Genomic DNA, 17,035 nt, shown 5'->3' with positions numbered 1-17,035 from the left:
CTCTCTTTCACGGGAGAAGCAGATTTGTCACTGTACTCAATTACGGCTCCGCACTAGCTCCCTCTCCCTGTGGGAGAGGGCTGGGGTGAGGGGACCACGCGAAACAGCCTGCGGCAATACTCCAGAAAATAGCCATATACCACGCCCATCGCCATCGAGATCACCGCATTGCTGGTCACCGCCGCCAGGATCTGCTGGCCGTCTGCGCCCACGCTCCAGAGAATGGCGGCGTAAACCGGCGATTGAAAGCTGACGTAAGCCAACAGATCGGCCAGGTTGCGTAGCAAAAATTGCCCGCGGGGGCTGCGGCGAGCGGTGGCGATAAAGAAGTCTCGGTAGCGGCCATAAGGCCAGGCAATCAGGATATTGACCGGGATCGACACCAGGCGGGAAGAGAGCGATTGGCTAAAGCTCATGCCCGAAATCAGCACTTCAATCGCCATCCCGGCGATAAAACAGTACACCACCAGCGCAAATGTATCGGCGGCAGCGCTGCGCCAGTGTGAAGCCGCTGTAGACATGACACACTCCCTGATTTAACCGGTCAACATGTCGACAATGAATGTTAACCTGGTGTTATTATCTAATTTATTAGCTTGTTGGTAGTCTACTTGACTGCATTGATTGTTTTAAGTGGCTTAAAATTTTTATTTTTAACATTTGGCTGATTTTTATCCTGACAACCGGGTGAAAAGCTTAGGATGCAGGAATTTAAAGTGGTGAGTCCGTATAACTTCATTATAAACAATGTGTTATGTTTTCTTCCCGACGAGGAAAGGCAGCACGTATAAATGCAGCGGAGGTAGCCTCACTGTTTTTGCGTATATTCCTAAATGCGAAAAAAAGTCCCGGGTGAATTGTAAATAGGTGTTTTGAGAAAATTCTTACCAATATGATTTGCATCATAATTAGCGTGACCAGTCATTTTCGCCGCAATTATTTTTTCTACGGGTTGTTCTTTGGCGGAATAATTGCAGTAAAATAGCGCGCTGTTAACGGCGATTTATGCATTGAGTGTTATTAAGTCAATGGGTTATGGCCTTTGCAGGGCGGCAGGCCTCTTGAGGCCAAGCCTTTGCCAGTGCGGGATGCGGCAGGTTTGCCCCCGGCTTGAACGATGTTGAAAAGTGAGACCTGGATTGCAGAAGGGCATAATGAGTTATTTAATCGTCAATTTGTGTTTATTTTAATCACATTATTTCCGCTTAGAAAATTCTCCTCTTTAATCATGATGTTAATTTATCTTCATGCAATAATTAGAGTTCCTTTCGTGAGTCAGCCCCCAGAATATGCCTATAAATATTGCCAAACCGCGCTTGCTCTGGCTTGACAAGGTTTTCATACCCTCCGTAAACTCCCTTATGTGGGAATTTGTGGTGTAAAGTGGTGAAAAGGGTCACGAGGGGGTAGCTCAGGTATGTTTCGTGGGGCAACGTTGGTCAACCTCGACAGTAAAGGGCGGCTCGCCGTACCAACCCGTTATCGGGATTTACTGAATGAGGAATCGCAAGGCCAAATGGTTTGCACCATTGACCTCCATCAGCCCTGCCTGCTGCTTTATCCATTACCTCAATGGGAAATCATCGAGCAAAAGTTGTCCCGTCTGTCGAGCATGAATCCCGCCGAGCGCCGCGTCCAGCGCTTACTCTTGGGCCATGCCAGCGAATGTCAGATGGATAATGCCGGTCGGTTGCTGTTAGCCAATACGCTACGCCAACATGCCGGGCTTACTAAAGAAGTGATGCTGGTCGGGCAGTTCAACAAGTTTGAACTGTGGGATGAACAGACCTGGTATCAACAAGTCAAGGATGATATTGACGCGGAACAATCCACTCAGGAACCGTTGTCTGAGCGGCTACAGGACTTGTCACTATAAGCATGCTGGAAAATTATAAACATACGACCGTACTGTTGGATGAGGCCGTGAAAGGTCTCAATATTCGCAGTAACGGCATCTACATCGACGGTACTTTTGGTCGCGGTGGCCATTCTCGTCTGATCTTGTCCCAACTGGGGCCGGAAGGGCGCTTGCTGGCTATCGATCGCGATCCGCAGGCAATTGCCGCAGCTCAATCTATTACTGACCCACGTTTTACTATCATCCACGGCCCGTTTTCCGATTTGGCTGACTATGTGCAGGAACGGGAACTGGTGGGCAAGATCGACGGCGTGTTGCTCGACCTGGGCGTCTCTTCCCCGCAGTTGGATGACGCAGAACGCGGATTTTCCTTTATGCGTGATGGTCCGCTGGATATGCGGATGGATCCCTCAAGCGGCCTCTCTGCCGCCGAGTGGTTGATGAAAGCGGAAGCCGACGATATTGCCTGGGTGCTGAAAACCTTTGGTGAAGAGCGCTTTGCCAAACGCATTGCCCGCGCCATCGTGGAAAGAAACCTCGTAGAGCCGATGACCCGGACCAAGGAACTGGCGGAGCTGATCGCCCATGCCAGCCCCTTCCGCGATAAGCATAAACACCCGGCAACCCGCAGCTTCCAGGCGATCCGTATCTACATTAACAGCGAGTTGGAAGAAATCGAACGCGCGTTGGATGGTGCATTGGCCGTGCTGGCCCCACATGGCCGTCTGTCGATCATCAGCTTCCATTCGTTGGAAGACCGTATCGTCAAACGCTTTATGCGCCACCATAGCCGCGGTGCCCAGGTTCCGGCGGGTATCCCGTTAACCGAGGCGCAACTGCGTGAAATGGGCGGCCGTACGTTGAAAGCCTTGGGCAAAATGATGCCTGGTGACGCGGAAGTGGCGGAAAATCCACGGGCGCGCAGCTCGGTACTGCGTATTGCCGAGAGGATGCCTGCGTGATTGGCAATGAGCGCCACGGTTTAGTTGGCGTCATTGGCGGCGATCTGCTGCGTAATGCCAAGATCCCGCTGATTTTGATGATTGCTGCGCTGGTTTCCGCCGTGTTTGTGGTGACCACCGCACACCGTACCCGGTTGCTGACTGCCGAGCGTGAACAATTGGTGCTGGAGAGAGATGCGCTGGATATCGAGTGGCGCAACCTGATCCTGGAAGAGAATGCCCTTGGCGATCACAGCCGTGTAGAGCGTATCGCTACCGAAAAACTGCAGATGCAACATGTTGATCCATCGCAGGAAAATATCATTGTCAAGCCATGAGTGGTTTAGCCGAAGTTACGACACGGAGCAAATAGCTAACGCATGAAAGCAGTACGTCCCGGTAATAAGTTGAAACGCCAGGAAGATCAGGCCAGCTTTGTCAGCTGGCGTTTTGCGTTGCTGTGCGGCTGTATCCTGTTGGCCTTGGTTGGGCTGATGCTGCGTGTGGCCTATTTGCAGGTGATCAATCCGGATCGGTTGGTGAAAGAAGGCGATATGCGCTCGCTGCGCGTACAGTCGGTGCCAACCGCGCGCGGTATGATTAGCGATCGCTCTGGCCGCCCGCTGGCGGTCAGCGTACCGGTTAATGCCGTATGGGCCGATCCGAAAGAGTTGAACGAACGTGGGGGTATTACGCTGGATTCGCGCTGGAAAGCGCTGTCCGACGCGTTGCAAATTCCGCTCGATCAGCTCTCCAATCGTATCAATGCCAATCCGAAGGGGCGCTTTGTCTATCTGGCCCGGCAGGTTAACCCGGCGATTGGTGATTACATCCACAAACTGAAATTGCCGGGTATCTACCTGCGTCAGGAATCGCGCCGTTATTATCCGTCCGGGCAAGTGACCTCTCATATCATCGGCGTGACCAATATTGATGGCGAAGGCATTGAAGGGGTCGAAAAGAGCTTTGATCGCTGGTTGACCGGCCAACCGGGCGAAAGAACCGTCCGTAAAGACCGCTATGGCCGGGTGATCGAGGATATCTCCTCGGTAGACAGCCAAGCGGCGCACAATCTGGCGCTGAGCATCGATGAGCGGTTACAGGCGCTGGTTTATCGCGAACTGAACAACGCCGTTGCCTTCAACAAGGCAGAGTCTGGTACCGCTGTGCTGGTGGATGTAAACACCGGCGAAGTGCTGGCGATGGCCAACAGCCCATCGTACAACCCGAACAATATGGCCGATACGCCGAAAGACACCATGCGTAACCGTGCCATCACCGATATTTTTGAACCTGGTTCTACCGTCAAACCGATGGTGGTAATGACGGCGTTGCAGCGCGGCGTAGTGAAAGAAAACAGCGTGCTCAACACCATTCCTTACCGCGTCAGCGGCCATGAAATCAAAGACGTGGCGCGTTATTCGGAACTGACCGTGACCGGGATCTTGCAGAAGTCGAGTAACGTCGGTGTTTCAAAACTGGCGTTAGCGATGCCGTCCTCAGCGTTGGTAGATACTTACTCACGTTTTGGGCTGGGAAAAGCGACCAATTTGGGGCTGGTCGGAGAAAGCAGTGGCTTATACCCAAAAAAACAACGGTGGTCTGACATAGAGAGGGCCACCTTCTCTTTCGGCTATGGGCTAATGGTAACCCCGTTACAGTTAGCGCGAGTCTATGCCACGATCGGCAGCCTGGGCGTATATCGTCCGCTGTCGATCACCAAGGTTGACCCTCCGGTCGCCGGTGAACGCATCTTCCCCGAGGCTACCGTACGTACGGTAGTGCACATGATGGAAAGCGTCGCCTTGCCGGGCGGTGGTGGGGTGAAAGCCGCCATCAAGGGCTATCGTATCGCCATTAAAACCGGTACCGCCAAAAAGGTCGGGCCGGATGGTAAATACGTCAACCGTTATATCGCTTATACCGCGGGGGTGGCGCCAGCTAGCCAGCCTCGTTTTGCTCTGGTGGTGGTCATCAACGATCCACAGGGTGGGAAATACTACGGTGGTGCGATTTCCGCGCCGGTGTTTGGTGCCATCATGGGGGGCGCGCTGCGGATCATGAACGTTCAGCCAGACGCGTTGCCCACCGGTGACAAAAGCGAATTAGTGATTAACAAGAATGAGGGTACAGGTGGCCGATCGTAATTTGCGCGATTTACTCGCTCCGTGGGTGCCAACGGCACCCGAGCGCGCGCTGCGGGAAATGATATTAGACAGCCGTATTGCGGCTGCCGGGGATCTGTTTGTCGCCGTAGTTGGCCATCAAACGGATGGACGCCGCTATATTCCGCAAGCCATCGCCCAAGGGGTTGCCGCCGTTATCGCCGAAGCGGAAGGCGAAGCTGAAGACGGTAAAATTTGTGAAATGCACGGCGTGCCGGTGATTTATCTGAGCCAACTTGGCCAGCGCCTGTCCGCATTAGCCGGGCGTTTCTACCATCAGCCTGCCGAACGTCTGCGCCTGATTGGCGTGACCGGGACCAACGGCAAAACCACCACTACCCAACTGTTAGCCCAATGGAGCCAACTGTTGGGGGAAACGGCCGCAGTGATGGGCACCGTCGGTAACGGTTTGTTAGATCAGGTCTGCCCAACGGAAAATACCACCGGTTCTGCGGTTGATATTCAGCACGTACTTAACGATCTGGCGCAGCAGGGGGCGACCTTTGCCGCGATGGAAGTCTCTTCTCACGGCCTGGTGCAACACCGTGTGGCGGCCTTGCCCTTTGCCGCTGCGGTATTCACCAACCTGAGCCGCGATCATCTGGATTATCACGGTGACATGGCCAGCTACGAAGCGGCCAAATGGTCACTGTTTGCCAACCACGAAGTTGGGCAGGCGATCATTAATGCCGACGATGAAGTCGGACAGCGCTGGCTGGCTAACTTGCCAGACGCGGTAGCCGTCACCATGCAGGATAATTTACAGCCTGGCTGTCGTGGCCGCTGGTTGAAAACCACTGCGGTGAACTATCACGATAACGGTGCCACCATCCACTTCAGCTCAAGCTGGGGTAACGGCGAGATCGAAAGCCGCCTGATGGGGGCATTCAACGTCAGTAACCTGATCCTGGCATTGGCGACGCTGCTGTCGCTCGGTTACCCGCTTGAGAAACTGGTCAACACCGCCAATCAACTACAGCCGGTCTGTGGCCGGATGGAAGTCTTCAATGCGCCAGGCAAGCCGACGGTGGTGGTGGATTATGCCCACACCCCGGATGCGCTGGAAAAAGCGCTGGAAGCCGCTCGCCTGCATTGCCAGGGGCAACTGTGGTGCGTGTTTGGCTGCGGTGGCGATCGCGATAGAGGTAAGCGCCCACTTATGGGTGGCATTGCCGAGCAGTTTGCCGACCGGGTAGTGGTAACGGATGACAATCCGCGTACTGAAGAGCCGCAGGCGATCATCAAGGATATTCTGGCCGGGTTGCTGGATGCCGGGCATGTGCAGGTGATCCACGGGCGTGCCGAAGCCGTGACCAGCGCCATCATGCAGGCCAAAGAACAAGATGTCGTGCTGGTGGCGGGTAAAGGCCACGAGGATTATCAACTGGTGGGCAACCGTCGCCTGGACTACTCCGATCGCACCACCGTCGCCCGTCTGCTGGGGGTGTTGGCATGATCCCGGTTTCCCTCCAGACGCTGGCCGCCGTATTGGATGCTGAACTGATCGGCACCGATTGCACCATCACCGAAGTGACCAGGGATACTCGTCAGGTCACTGCGGGTTGCCTGTTTGTGGCCTTGAAAGGCGAGCGTTTCGATGCCCATGACTTTGCCGCTGATGCCGTGGCCGCTGGCGCAGGCGCTTTGCTGGTAAGTAAGCGCTTATTGGTGGATGCCCCGCAACTGGTGGTGAAAGATACCAGCCTGGCGTTGGGGCAGTTTGCCGCCTGGGTTCGCCAGCAGGTGCCAGCTAAAGTGGTGGCGCTGACCGGTTCATCGGGCAAGACCTCGGTGAAAGAGATGACCGCGGCCATTTTGCGTGAATGCGGCGAAGTGCTGCATACCGCCGGCAATTACAATAACGAGATCGGCGTGCCGCTAACGCTGCTGCGTTTAGAGCCACAGCATGATTTTGCGGTGATCGAACTGGGTGCCAACCATATCGGTGAGATTGCCTATACCACCGCCCTGGCGCAACCGCAGAGCGCGCTGGTGAATAATCTGGCCGCTGCCCATCTGGAAGGTTTTGGCTCACTGGCTGGCGTTGCGCAGGCCAAGGGCGAGATCTTTGCCGGTTTGCCGGGGGATGGCGTGGCGATCCTCAATGCCGACAGCAACGACTGGCCACACTGGCAGGCGCAGCTCCAGGGTAAGACAGTCTGGCGTTTCTCTCCCCAGGCTGCGGAATCAGTCGATTTCTTTGCCAGTGACATCCAGGTGAAAGGCAGCGTAACGCACTTCACCTTGCACAGCCCATTCGGCACGGTAGCGATCGAGTTGCCATTGCCGGGCCGTCATAACGTGGCTAATGCGTTGGCAGCGGCAGCGCTGGCAATGTCAGTGGGTGCAACGTTGGCCGCCGTTAGCGCAGGTTTAAAACAGCTTCAGGCCGTGCCGGGGCGTCTGTTCCCGATCGCCTTGGCAGCAGGCAAGTTATTGCTCGATGACAGCTACAACGCCAACGTCGGTTCCATGACCGCGGCGGCGCAGGTATTGGCAGAAATGCCGGGTTACCGCGTGATGGTCGTTGGCGATATGGCCGAACTGGGTGCAGAAGCCGAAGAATGCCATCGCCAGGTGGGTGAAGCTGCCCGTCTGGCCGGTATCGATAAAGTCATCAGCGTGGGTGGATTGAGCCAGGTATTGAGCTCGGCCGCCGGTAACGGTGAGCATTATCAGGATAAAACAGCAGTGACCGCGCGCGTGGCGGAACTACTCTCAGCACATGCGGTAATTACCGTGTTAATCAAAGGTTCACGTAGTGCCGCAATGGAGCAGGTAGTACGCGCGTTACAGGAGAAAGCACCATGTTAGTTTGGCTGGCCGAACATTTGGTCAAATATTATTCAGGCTTTAACGTCTTTTCCTACCTGACGTTCCGAGCCATTGTCAGCCTGCTGACCGCGCTGTTCCTTTCCCTGTGGATGGGGCCGAAGGTGATCAAACGCCTGCAGGAAATGTCCTTTGGCCAGGTCGTGCGTAACGACGGGCCAGAGTCGCATTTCAGCAAGCGCGGCACGCCGACCATGGGCGGCATCATGATCCTGACCTCCATCACCATTTCGGTGCTGATGTGGGCTTATCCGTCCAACCCTTACGTGTGGTGCGTGCTGTTCGTGCTGGTAGGCTACGGCATCGTCGGCTTTGTGGATGATTATCGCAAAGTGGTGCGCAAGGATACCCGGGGGTTGATTGCCCGCTGGAAGTATTTCTGGCAATCGGTGATTGCCCTGATTGTGGCCTTTGCCATGTATGCCGTAGGAAAAGACACGCCAGCCACCGAGCTGGTTGTGCCGTTCTTTAAGGACATCATGCCGCAGCTGGGCCTGCTGTATGTCCTGTTGGCGTACTTCGTGATTGTCGGTACCAGCAACGCGGTCAACCTGACCGATGGCCTGGATGGTCTGGCTATCATGCCAACCGTGTTTGTGGCGGCGGGCTTTGCACTGGTGGCCTGGGCGACCGGTAACATGAACTTCGCCAACTACCTGCATATTCCGTATCTGCGCCATGCCGGTGAGTTGGTCATTGTCTGCACCGCGATCGTCGGGGCCGGTTTAGGTTTCTTGTGGTTTAACACCTACCCGGCTCAGGTGTTTATGGGTGACGTAGGTTCACTGGCACTGGGCGGCGCGTTGGGCACTATCGCCGTCTTGCTGCGCCAGGAGTTCTTGCTGGTGATCATGGGCGGCGTGTTTGTGGTTGAAACGCTGTCGGTGATCCTGCAGGTGGGATCGTTCAAGCTGCGCGGGCAACGTATCTTCCGCATGGCACCGATCCACCATCACTATGAATTGAAAGGCTGGCCAGAACCACGGGTGATCGTGCGCTTCTGGATTATTTCGCTGATGCTGGTGCTGATTGGCCTGGCGACGCTGAAGGTGCGCTGATTATGGTGGATTATCAGGGTAAAAAAGTGGTCATCATCGGGTTGGGCCTCACAGGCCTGTCCTGCGTTGATTTCTTTATGACTCGTGGTGTGACGCCACGGGTGATGGATACCCGTATTTCGCCGCCGGGCCTGGATCAACTGCCCGAGAACGTTGAACGTCATCTGGGGGAGCTAAACCAGGAATGGCTGCTGACGGCGGATTTGATCGTCGCCAGCCCAGGCATGGCACTGGCCACTCCTGCCTTGAGCGCTGCTGCAGATGCCGGGGTTGAGATCGTGGGTGACGTTGAGCTGTTCTGTCGTGAAGCTCAGGCGCCGATCGTGGCGATCACCGGTTCCAACGGCAAGAGCACCGTCACTACCTTGGTGGGTGAAATGGCCAAGGCGGCCGGTTGGGCTGTGGGCGTTGGGGGCAATATCGGCCTGCCAGCACTGAGCCTGCTGCGCCAGGAATGCCAACTGTACGTGCTGGAGCTGTCGAGCTTCCAACTGGAAACGACTCACAGCCTGCACGCTGCGGCGGCCACCATTTTGAACGTGACCGAAGATCATATGGATCGCTATCCGTTTGGCCTGCAGCAATACCGCGCCGCCAAACTGCGTGTCTATGAAAATGCCGATGTTTGCGTGGTGAATGCGGACGATGCGCTGACCATGCCGATACGCGGTGCCGATGAGCGCTGTGTCAGCTTTGGGGCCGACGTGGGGGATTACCATCTCAACCGGCAACAGGGTGAAATCTGGCTGCGGGTGAACGGCGAGAAGGTGCTCAACACCAGCGAGATGAAGCTCACCGGTCGCCATAACTTTACCAACGCGCTGGCAGCTCTGGCGCTGGCCGATGCCGTCAAGCTGCCGCGTGCGTCCAGCCTGAAAGCGTTGACCACCTTCACCGGCCTGGAGCATCGCTTCCAACTGGTGTGGGAACAACATGGCATACGTTGGATTAATGATTCTAAAGCCACCAACGTGGGCAGTACCGAAGCGGCGCTGAACGGCCTGCAGGTCAAGGGTACGCTGCATCTGCTGTTGGGCGGTGACGGCAAGTCGGCGGACTTCTCACCGTTGGCGCGCTATCTGCAAGGCGACAACGTGCGCCTGTACTGCTTTGGCCGCGATGGCGAGCAACTGGCGCAACTGCGTCCGGAAGTCGCTACGCGGACAGAAACCATGGAGCAGGCGATGCAGGCGATTGCCCGCGAGGTGAAGTCAGGCGATATGGTGCTGTTGTCACCGGCCTGTGCCAGCCTGGATCAGTTCCGTAATTTTGAAGTGCGTGGCAACGAGTTTGCCCGTCTGGCACAGGAGCTGGGCGGATGAGACTACGGGTGCCGACGTTTGGCCTGACCAACAAGCTGAAAGACTGGGTGATGGGATCGCGTGAAAGCGACACGATCAGCATGGTGCTGTATGACCGTACCCTGCTGTGGCTGACCTTCGGTCTGGCGATTGTTGGTTTTGTGATGGTGACGTCGGCCTCGATGCCTATCGGCCAGCGCCTGGCAGAGGATCCGTTCCTGTTTGCCAAGCGTGACGCCCTTTACCTTGGCCTGGCGTTTGGCCTGTCGCTGGTGACGCTGCGTATCCCGATGGCCGTGTGGCAGCGCTATAGCAACGCCATGCTGCTGCTCTCGATAGTGTTGCTGCTGGTGGTGCTGGTGGTGGGTAGCTCGGTCAACGGGGCATCACGCTGGATTGCATTGGGGCCGTTGCGTATCCAACCGGCGGAGTTGTCCAAGCTGTCGCTGTTTTGTTACCTGGCGAGCTATCTGGTGCGTAAGGTAGAGGAAGTCCGCAGTAACTTCTGGGGCTTCTGTAAACCGATGGGTGTGATGGTGGTGTTGGCGGTGTTGCTGCTGGCCCAGCCGGATTTGGGCACGGTGGTGGTGCTGTTTATCACCACGCTGGCGATGTTGTTCCTGGCCGGGGCGAAGATGTGGCAGTTCCTGGCGATCATCGGCTCCGGCGTGTTTGCCGTGGGGCTGCTGATCATAGCGGAACCTTACCGTATGCGCCGTGTGACGTCCTTCTGGAACCCGTGGGCCGATCCGTTTGGCAGTGGTTACCAGTTAACCCAGTCGCTGATGGCGTTTGGCCGCGGCGAGTTTTGGGGGCAAGGGTTAGGGAATTCGGTACAAAAACTCGAGTATTTACCCGAGGCGCACACCGACTTTATCTTCTCCATTTTGGGTGAAGAACTGGGCTATATCGGTGTGGTTTTGGCCCTGTTGATGGTATTCTTCGTCGCTTTTCGTGCCATGTCGATTGGCCGCAGGGCGCTCGAGATAGACCAGCGTTTTTCCGGTTTTCTGGCGTGCTCAATCGGGGTCTGGTTCAGTTTCCAGGCGTTGGTTAACGTCGGTGCGGCAGCGGGGATGTTGCCAACCAAAGGCTTGACCTTGCCACTGATCAGTTACGGTGGCTCGAGCCTGATCATTATGTCGACGGCGATCGTGCTGTTGCTGCGAATTGATTATGAAACGCGCCTGACCAAAGCGCAGGCGTTTGTGAAGAGGTAGCGGATGAGCGGTAAAGCTAAGCGTTTAATGGTGATGGCAGGCGGTACCGGCGGGCATGTGTTTCCGGGGCTGGCGGTCGCGCATCATCTGATGGCGCAGGGCTGGCAGGTTCGCTGGCTCGGCACCGCAGACCGTATGGAAGCCGATCTGGTGCCAAAGCACGGGATCGAGATTGATTTTATCCGCATCTCCGGGCTGCGTGGCAAGGGGCTGAAGGCGCAATTGACCGCTCCGCTGCGTATCTGGCAAGCGGTGCGTCAGGCGAAAGCGATTATGCGCAGCTATCAGCCCGACGTGGTGCTGGGGATGGGCGGCTATGTTTCTGGCCCTGGCGGTTTGGCCGCCTGGCAGTGTGGCATCCCGGTGGTGCTGCATGAGCAGAATGGCATTGCGGGCCTCACCAATCGCTGGCTTTCCCGGATTGCCAAGAAGGTTTTGCAGGCGTTCCCTGGTGCGTTCCCGAATGCGGACGTAGTGGGCAACCCGGTGCGTACCGATGTATTGGCATTACCGTTGCCCGCCGAGCGCCTGAGTGGGCGCGAAGGCCCGATCCGTGTGCTGATCGTTGGCGGTAGCCAGGGGGCACGCGTGCTGAATCAGACAGTTCCTGAAGTCGCCGCGCTGCTGGACGGTAGAATAACCCTCTGGCATCAGGTAGGTAAGGGCGCATTGCCAACGGTGCTGCAAGACTACGAGAGGGTAGGGCAGACCGGGCACAAGGTGACCGAGTTTATCGATGACATGGCCGCAGCCTATGCCTGGGCTGACGTAGTGGTGTGCCGTTCCGGTGCGCTGACCGTCAGTGAAGTGGCGGCGGCGGGATTACCGGCCATATTTGTGCCGTTCCAGCACAAAGATCGTCAGCAATATTGGAATGCGCGTCCTCTGGAAGAGGCCGGTGCGGCCAAAATTATCGAACAACCGCAGTTTACTGCCGATGCGGTGGCGGAACTGCTGGCTAACTGGGATCGTCCTACGCTGCTGAAGATGGCCGAAAAGGCCCGCGCGGTGGCGATCCCGGATGCAACAGAACGTGTGGCGGCCGAAATTATTCGCGCAGCCCTGTAAGGCCACAGGGGTTATCCCTGCTGAGCTAAATCGAACCTGATAGATAGAGAAGTGATGAATACACAACAATTGGCGAAACTACGTACTTTCGTGCCTGAGATGCGACGCGTCCGGCACATCCACTTTGTTGGCATCGGTGGTGCCGGCATGGGGGGTATCGCCGAAGTGTTGGCCAACGAGGGTTATCAGATCAGCGGTTCCGACCTGGCGCCGAACCCGGTCACCCAACAGTTGAGCGAGCTTGGGGCAACGATTTATTTCCATCACCGCCCGGAAAACGTACTGGATGCCAGCGTAGTCGTGGTGTCGACCGCTATCCCGGCAGACAACCCGGAGATCGTCGCTGCCCGCGAGGCGCGCATCCCGGTGATCCAGCGTGCAGAAATGCTGGCCGAACTGATGCGCTATCGCCATGGCATTGCCATTGCCGGTACCCACGGCAAAACCACCACCACGGCGATGGTCTCCAGCATTTACGCCGAAGCCGGTCTGGATCCGACGTTTGTTAACGGTGGGCTGGTGAAGGCGGCGGGTACCCACGCACGTTTGGGCTCCAGCCGTTACCTGATTGCGGAAGCGGATGAGAGCGATGCGTCGTTCCTGCATCTGCAACCGATGGTGGCGATTGTCACCAATATCGAAGCCGACCATATGGATACCTACCATGGCGATTTCGAGAACCTGAAGCAGACATTTATCACTTTCCTGCATAACCTGCCGTTTTATGGCCGTGCGGTAATGTGTATTGACGATCCGGTGGTGCGTGAGTTGTTGCCGCGCGTGGGTCGCCATATTACGACTTATGGTTTCAGTGAAGATGCTGACATGCGCATTGAAAGCTACAGCCAGAAGGGGCCACAGGGGCACTTTACTCTGAGCCGTCAGGATAAGCCGTTGATGACGGTGACCCTGAATGCGCCGGGCCGCCATAACGCCTTGAACGCGGCGGCTGCGGTTGCCGTGGCAACGGAAGAAGGCATTGCCGACGAAGCCATTCTGCGTGCGCTGGCCGGTTTCCAGGGCACAGGGCGTCGCTTTGACTTCCTGGGCGAGTTCCCGCTGGCCGCGGTGAACGAAAAGCAGGGCAGCGCCATGCTGGTGGACGATTATGGCCACCACCCAACGGAAGTGGATGCCACCATCAAGGCGGCACGTGCCGGTTGGCCAACCAAGCGGGTGGTGATGATCTTCCAGCCGCACCGTTATACGCGCACCCGCGATCTGTATGACGATTTCGCCAACGTATTGTCGCAGGTTGACGTGCTGTTGATGCTGGATGTCTATCCGGCGGGTGAGGCGCCAATCCCAGGTGCCGATAGCCGTAGCCTGTGCCGCACCATCCGCAACCGCGGCAAACTGGATCCGATCCTGGTGTCCGATGCGGATACCGTGCCAACGCTGTTGGCGCAGTTGTTGCAGGGCGATGATCTGGTGCTGGTGCAAGGGGCCGGTAATGTCGGTAAAATCGCGCGCAAGCTGGCTGAACTAAAACTGCAACCGCAGATCAAACAGGAGGATCATCATGGCTGATAAAGTCGCCGTATTGCTGGGTGGTACCTCCGCAGAACGTGAAGTTTCACTGCAATCTGGCGCGGCCGTGCTGGCCGGGTTGCGAGAAGCGGGCATTGATGCACATGGCATCGACACCCGTGACTTCCCTGTCACAGAACTGAAGGCGCAGGGGTTCACCAAAGTGTTCATCGCGCTGCACGGGCGTGGCGGTGAAGATGGTACATTGCAAGGTCTGCTGGAGTTTTTGCAACTGCCCTATACCGGCAGCGGGGTGATGGCCTCGGCACTGACCATGGATAAATGGCGCAGTAAAATGGTGTGGCAGTCGATGGGGCTGCCGGTGGCACCTTACGTTGCGCTGAGCCGCCGCCAGTATCTGGGCGATGAGCGGCAAAACCAGCTGGCAGCCATTGAAGCACTGGGATTGCCACTGATTGTCAAGCCAAGCCGTGAAGGTTCCAGCGTTGGCATGAGCAAAGTGACCGAACGCGCTACCCTTGAAGGGGCGCTGGAGGAAGCTTTCCGTCATGATGAGGATGTGCTGGTAGAAAAATGGCTCAGCGGCCCGGAATATACCGTGGCCATTCTGGGCGATAAAGTGCTGCCTTCCATCAGGATCCAGCCCGCTGGCGTGTTTTACGATTACCAGGCCAAATATATTGCCGACGATACGCAGTATTTTTGTCCGAGCGGTCTGGATGCTCAGCAGGAAGCCGCTATGGCCGCGCTGGCGCTGCGCGCCTACCGTGGGTTGGATTGTAGCGGTTGGGGGCGTGTTGATGTCATGCAAGACAGCGATGGCCGCTTCTACCTGCTGGAGGCCAACACCTCGCCGGGTATGACCAGCCACAGTCTGGTGCCGATGGCGGCCCGGCAGTCTGGATTGACGTTCTCGCAGCTGGTAGCGGGAATTCTGGCGTTGGCTGACTGAGATGTCGCAAGCGGCCCTGAATGCGCGCGACCGCGAGGCGGATAACGGCCCACGCCGCAGCAATGGAACCCAGTTGGCAGGAGTGATTTTCCTGCTGATGGTGCTGGGAACCATCCTGTGGTGCGGTTGGGTAGTGGTGGGCTGGATGCAAGATGCCAGCCGTTTGCCCCTCTCGCGGCTGGTACTGACCGGTGAACGCCATTTCACCACCAACGACGATGTTCGCCAGGCGATCCTGGCTTTGGGAGCACCGGGCACCTTTATGACGCAGGATGTGGACATCATCCAGCAGCAGATTGAACGTCTGCCGTGGGTCAAGCAGGCCAGCGTACGTAAACAGTGGCCGGATGAGCTGAAAATCCACCTGGTGGAATATGTCCCGGTGGCACATTGGAATGATTTGCACATGGTTGATGCCGAGGGCAAGTCGTTCAGCATCCCGGCGCAGCGTTTGGGCAATCAGAAATTACCGTTGCTCTACGGCCCGGAAGGAAGCGAACAGGATGTTCTGGAAGGTTACCGCGCGATGAACGGCGTGCTGGCAGCCAGCAAGTATCAGCTCAAGATGGCGTCCATGACGGCTCGCCATTCGTGGCAGTTGGCTTTGGATAACGATGTTCGGCTGGAACTGGGACGTGACGATCGCATGGGACGCCTGCAACGCTTTATCGGGCTTTATCCGGTGCTGTTGCAGCAGGCGCAAGCGGAAAACAAGCGCGTCAGCTATGTCGATTTACGCTATGACTCCGGTGCCTCAGTCGGCTGGGCTCCGGCATTTATCGACCCGCAGGCAGCAGCAGGCGATCGGCCAAACAGTAATCAGCAACAGAATCAGGCACAGGCAAAACAACAATGATCAAGTCGACGGACAGAAAACTGGTAGTTGGACTGGAGATCGGTACCGCAAAAGTCTCCGCATTGGTGGGGGAAGTTTTGCCCGATGGCATGGTCAACATTATCGGGGTGGGCAGTTGCCCGTCTCGCGGTATGGACAAGGGTGGCGTTAACGATCTGGAATCGGTAGTCAAGTGCGTACAGCGCGCTATCGACCAGGCCGAACTGATGGCGGATTGTCAGATTTCTTCGGTTTACCTGGCCTTGTCGGGTAAGCATATCAGCTGTCAGAACGAGATCGGCATGGTGCCGATCTCCGAAGAGGAAGTGACGCAGGAAGACGTGGAAAACGTGGTACACACCGCCAAATCGGTGCGTGTGCGTGACGAACACCGCATCCTGCACGTTATTCCTCAGGAATACGCCATCGACTATCAGGAAGGCATCAAGAACCCGGTTGGGTTGTCCGGCGTGCGTATGCAGGCCAAGGTGCACCTGATCACCTGCCATAACGACATGGCCAAGAACATTGTCAAAGCAGTGGAACGTTGTGGTCTGAAAGTTGACCAACTGATTTTCGCCGGTCTGGCCGCCAGCTATGCGGTGCTGACCGAAGATGAACGCGAGCTCGGCGTCTGTGTGGTAGATATCGGCGGTGGCACCATGGATATGGCTGTCTATACCGGCGGTGCGCTGCGCCACACCAAAGTGATCCCTTATGCCGGGAACGTGGTCACCAGCGATATCGCCTACGCTTTCGGCACGCCGCCGACCGACGCAGAAGCGATTAAAGTTCGACACGGTTGTGCACTTGGGTCGATTGTTAGCAAGGATGAAAGTGTTGAGGTTCCTAGCGTGGGGGGAAGGCCTCCTCGGAGTCTGCAAAGACAGACATTGGCTGAAGTGATTGAGCCACGCTATACCGAACTGTTGAATCTGGTTAACGATGAAATATTGCAATTGCAGGAGCAACTGCGTCAGCAAGGGGTGAAGCATCATCTGGCAGCGGGTATTGTGCTGACCGGCGGTGCCGCCCAGATTGATGGCCTGGCAGCCTGTGCGCAACGGGTATTCCATACCCAGGTACGCATCGGCCAACCCTTGAACATCACGGGGCTGACGGATTACGCGCAAGAGCCTTACTATTCTACAGCGGTCGGGCTACTGCACTATGGAAAAGAATCTCACCTCAGCGGTGAGGCAGAAGTAGAAAAACGCGCCTCGGTGGGCAATTGGTTTAAACGCATCAATAGCTGGCTGAGAAAAGAGTTTTAATGTTTAGACAAAGAGATCATGCTGAGTAATCTTTTTATGA

General features: G+C 56.6%; 15 protein-coding genes. 14 read left to right on the top strand and 1 reads right to left on the bottom strand.

What is annotated here, in order from left to right; genetic code table 11:
- Nucleotides 1–53: 53 nt before the first annotated feature.
- Nucleotides 54–521 (bottom strand): L-alanine exporter AlaE, encoded by a 468-nt coding sequence (locus ACRDCA_RS19610; RefSeq protein WP_438691048.1) that lies wholly within the window; start codon nt 519–521, stop codon nt 54–56.
- Between the two features lie 896 nt (nt 522–1,417).
- Between ACRDCA_RS19610 and mraZ the strand changes: the two genes are divergently transcribed.
- The 14 genes from mraZ to ftsA are packed head-to-tail and all read left to right on the top strand — an operon-like array spanning nt 1,418 to nt 16,995.
- Nucleotides 1,418–1,876 carry a division/cell wall cluster transcriptional repressor MraZ gene (mraZ, locus tag ACRDCA_RS19605; protein WP_025120486.1) on the top strand — a complete coding sequence of 153 codons (459 nt, stop codon included), beginning with the start codon at nt 1,418–1,420 and terminating at the stop codon, nt 1,874–1,876.
- Nucleotides 1,877–1,878: 2 nt separating this feature from the next.
- The gene (rsmH, locus tag ACRDCA_RS19600) at nt 1,879–2,820 is read left to right on the top strand and encodes a 16S rRNA (cytosine(1402)-N(4))-methyltransferase RsmH (protein WP_438691047.1); all 942 of its coding nucleotides are present in this window, start codon (nt 1,879–1,881) and stop codon (nt 2,818–2,820) included.
- On the top strand, nt 2,817–3,137 hold the full coding sequence (gene ftsL / locus ACRDCA_RS19595; protein WP_024483532.1) for a cell division protein FtsL: 321 nt from the start codon (nt 2,817–2,819) through the stop codon (nt 3,135–3,137). The genes rsmH and ftsL overlap by 4 nt, the downstream gene beginning before the upstream one ends.
- Before the next feature lie 42 nt (nt 3,138–3,179).
- Entirely contained in the window at nt 3,180–4,946 is a 1,767-nt protein-coding gene (locus ACRDCA_RS19590) for a peptidoglycan glycosyltransferase FtsI (protein WP_025120489.1), read from the top strand.
- Nucleotides 4,933–6,420 carry a UDP-N-acetylmuramoyl-L-alanyl-D-glutamate--2,6-diaminopimelate ligase gene (murE, locus tag ACRDCA_RS19585; protein WP_438691046.1) on the top strand — a complete coding sequence of 496 codons (1,488 nt, stop codon included), beginning with the start codon at nt 4,933–4,935 and terminating at the stop codon, nt 6,418–6,420. Before ACRDCA_RS19590 ends, murE begins: the two co-directional genes overlap by 14 nt.
- Nucleotides 6,417–7,778, top strand: a complete 1,362-nt coding sequence (gene murF, locus ACRDCA_RS19580) for a UDP-N-acetylmuramoyl-tripeptide--D-alanyl-D-alanine ligase (RefSeq protein ID WP_438691045.1) — start codon at nt 6,417–6,419, stop codon at nt 7,776–7,778. Before murE ends, murF begins: the two co-directional genes overlap by 4 nt.
- The gene (gene mraY, locus ACRDCA_RS19575; RefSeq protein ID WP_024527172.1) at nt 7,772–8,854 is read left to right on the top strand and encodes a phospho-N-acetylmuramoyl-pentapeptide-transferase; all 1,083 of its coding nucleotides are present in this window, start codon (nt 7,772–7,774) and stop codon (nt 8,852–8,854) included. The genes murF and mraY overlap by 7 nt, the downstream gene beginning before the upstream one ends.
- Nucleotides 8,855–8,856: 2 nt before the next feature.
- Entirely contained in the window at nt 8,857–10,176 is a 1,320-nt protein-coding gene (gene murD, locus ACRDCA_RS19570) for a UDP-N-acetylmuramoyl-L-alanine--D-glutamate ligase (protein ID WP_438691044.1), read from the top strand.
- Entirely contained in the window at nt 10,173–11,375 is a 1,203-nt protein-coding gene (gene ftsW / locus ACRDCA_RS19565; protein WP_438691043.1) for a cell division protein FtsW, read from the top strand. The genes murD and ftsW overlap by 4 nt, the downstream gene beginning before the upstream one ends.
- A 3-nt stretch (nt 11,376–11,378) precedes the next feature.
- Nucleotides 11,379–12,443 (top strand): undecaprenyldiphospho-muramoylpentapeptide beta-N-acetylglucosaminyltransferase, encoded by a 1,065-nt coding sequence (gene murG / locus ACRDCA_RS19560; RefSeq protein WP_438691042.1) that lies wholly within the window; start codon nt 11,379–11,381, stop codon nt 12,441–12,443.
- 54 nt (nt 12,444–12,497) lie between these two features.
- Complete coding sequence (gene murC / locus ACRDCA_RS19555; RefSeq protein WP_438691041.1) at nt 12,498–13,973, top strand: UDP-N-acetylmuramate--L-alanine ligase; 1,476 nt, start codon at nt 12,498–12,500, stop codon at nt 13,971–13,973.
- Entirely contained in the window at nt 13,966–14,886 is a 921-nt protein-coding gene (locus ACRDCA_RS19550; RefSeq protein WP_438691040.1) for a D-alanine--D-alanine ligase, read from the top strand. Before murC ends, ACRDCA_RS19550 begins: the two co-directional genes overlap by 8 nt.
- Nucleotide 14,887: 1 nt before the next feature.
- Nucleotides 14,888–15,742 carry a cell division protein FtsQ gene (ftsQ, locus tag ACRDCA_RS19545; RefSeq protein WP_438691039.1) on the top strand — a complete coding sequence of 285 codons (855 nt, stop codon included), beginning with the start codon at nt 14,888–14,890 and terminating at the stop codon, nt 15,740–15,742.
- Complete coding sequence (gene ftsA / locus ACRDCA_RS19540) at nt 15,739–16,995, top strand: cell division protein FtsA (RefSeq protein ID WP_004950148.1); 1,257 nt, start codon at nt 15,739–15,741, stop codon at nt 16,993–16,995. Before ftsQ ends, ftsA begins: the two co-directional genes overlap by 4 nt.
- Nucleotides 16,996–17,035: the final 40 nt, after the last annotated feature.

The organism is Serratia sp. (in: enterobacteria) (genome assembly GCF_051654945.1).
Lineage (GTDB): Bacteria > Pseudomonadota > Gammaproteobacteria > Enterobacterales > Enterobacteriaceae > Chania.
Note: the sequence above shows the minus strand (reverse complement) of the source record. Positions and strands in the feature narration are given on the sequence as shown.